Raw genomic sequence first — 1,667 nt, 5'->3', positions numbered from 1 at the left:
GCTGCGCTCCTCGGGATCTTCCGGACCACCGACCCCAAGCTGATCGGCGTCCTCTACCTCGTCACCTCGTTCGTGTTCTTCATGACCGGCGGCGTGATGGCGCTGCTGATGCGCGCCGAGCTGGGCTTCCCGGGCCTGCAGTTCCTGTCGCCCGAGCAGTACAACCAGCTGTTCACCATGCACGGCACGATCATGCTGCTGCTGTACGCGACCCCGATCCTGTTCGGCTTCGCGAACTTCGTCCTGCCGCTGCAGATCGGGTCGCCCGACGTGGCGTTCCCCCGCCTGAACGCACTGTCGTACTGGCTGTTCCTCCTCGGCGGGCTCATCGTCATCAGCTCGTTCCTGACCCCGGCGGGCGCGGCCGACTTCGGGTGGACCGGCTACGCCCCGTTGTCGGACGTCACGCGCAGTCCCGGCGTCGGCGGGAACCTGTGGATCGTGGGTCTCGTGCTGTCCGGTCTCGGCACGATCCTCGGCGGGGTGAACATGCTGACCACCGTGGTCTGCCTGCGGGCGCCGGGCATGACGATGTTCCGGATGCCCATCTTCACCTGGAACATCCTGATCACCACGATCCTGATCCTCCTCGCGTTCCCGATCCTGACCGCCGCGCTGATGGGCCTGCTCGCCGACCGGGTCATCGGCGCACACGTGTTCGACCCGGCCAACGGCGGCGCGATCATGTGGCAGCACCTGTTCTGGTTCTTCGGGCACCCCGAGGTGTACATCGTGGCGCTGCCGTTCTTCGGGATCATCACCGAGGTCATCCCGGTGTTCAGCCGCAAGCCGCTGTTCGGTTACCGCGGCATGGTGTACGCGACGCTCGCGATCGCCGGGCTGTCCATGGTGGTGTGGGCGCACCACATGTTCGCGACCGGTGCGGTGCTGCTGCCGTTCTTCTCGATGGCGACGTTCCTGATCGCCATCCCGACCGGCATCAAGTTCTTCAACTGGGTCGGCACGATGTGGAAGGGCCAGCTCACCTTCGAGACGCCGATGCTGTTCTCGATCGGTTTCCTGGTCACGTTCCTCCTCGGTGGGCTCACCGGCGTGCTGCTGGCGTCCCCGCCGATCGACTTCCACGTCACCGACACCTACTTCGTGGTCGCGCACTTCCACTACGTCCTGTTCGGCACGATCGTGTTCGCCACCTACGCGGGTATCTACTTCTGGTTCCCGAAGATCACCGGCAGGTACCTCAACGAACCGCTCGGCAAGCTCCACTTCTGGACCACGTTCCTGGGCTTCCACGGCACGTTCCTGGTGCAGCACTGGCTGGGTGACGAGGGCATGCCGCGCCGGTACGCCGACTACCTCGCCACGGACGGGTTCACCGCGCTGAACACGATCTCCACGATCGGCTCGTTCATCCTCGGCGCGTCCGTGCTCCCGTTCGTGTGGAACGTCTTCCGCAGCTACCGCTACGGCGACCCGGCCACGGTGGACGACCCGTGGGGGTACGGCAACTCCCTCGAGTGGGCCACGTCGTCGCCGCCGCCGCGGCACAACTTCACCGAGCTGCCGAAGATCCGCTCGGAACGTCCGGCGTTCGACCTGCACTACCCGCACATGGTCGAGGAGGTGCGGGCGCACAAGTACGTCGGGCCGTGGGGTGGGCACACCGACGAGCAGCCGCCCGCGCCCTCGGAGAAGCTGGGCGAGGC

1 protein-coding gene is annotated in these 1,667 nt (G+C 66.2%); it reads left to right on the top strand.

Annotated elements, in window-relative coordinates; all coding sequences use genetic code 11:
- On the top strand, positions 1–1,667 hold a 1,667-nt coding region (ctaD, locus tag ACIBVP_RS45715), incomplete at both ends, for a cytochrome c oxidase subunit I (protein ID WP_396112826.1).

This window comes from Actinophytocola sp. NPDC049390 (assembly GCF_044466355.1).
Classification (GTDB): Bacteria; Actinomycetota; Actinomycetes; order Mycobacteriales; family Pseudonocardiaceae; genus Actinophytocola.
This window is presented reverse-complemented; position numbering and strand designations above follow the sequence as displayed.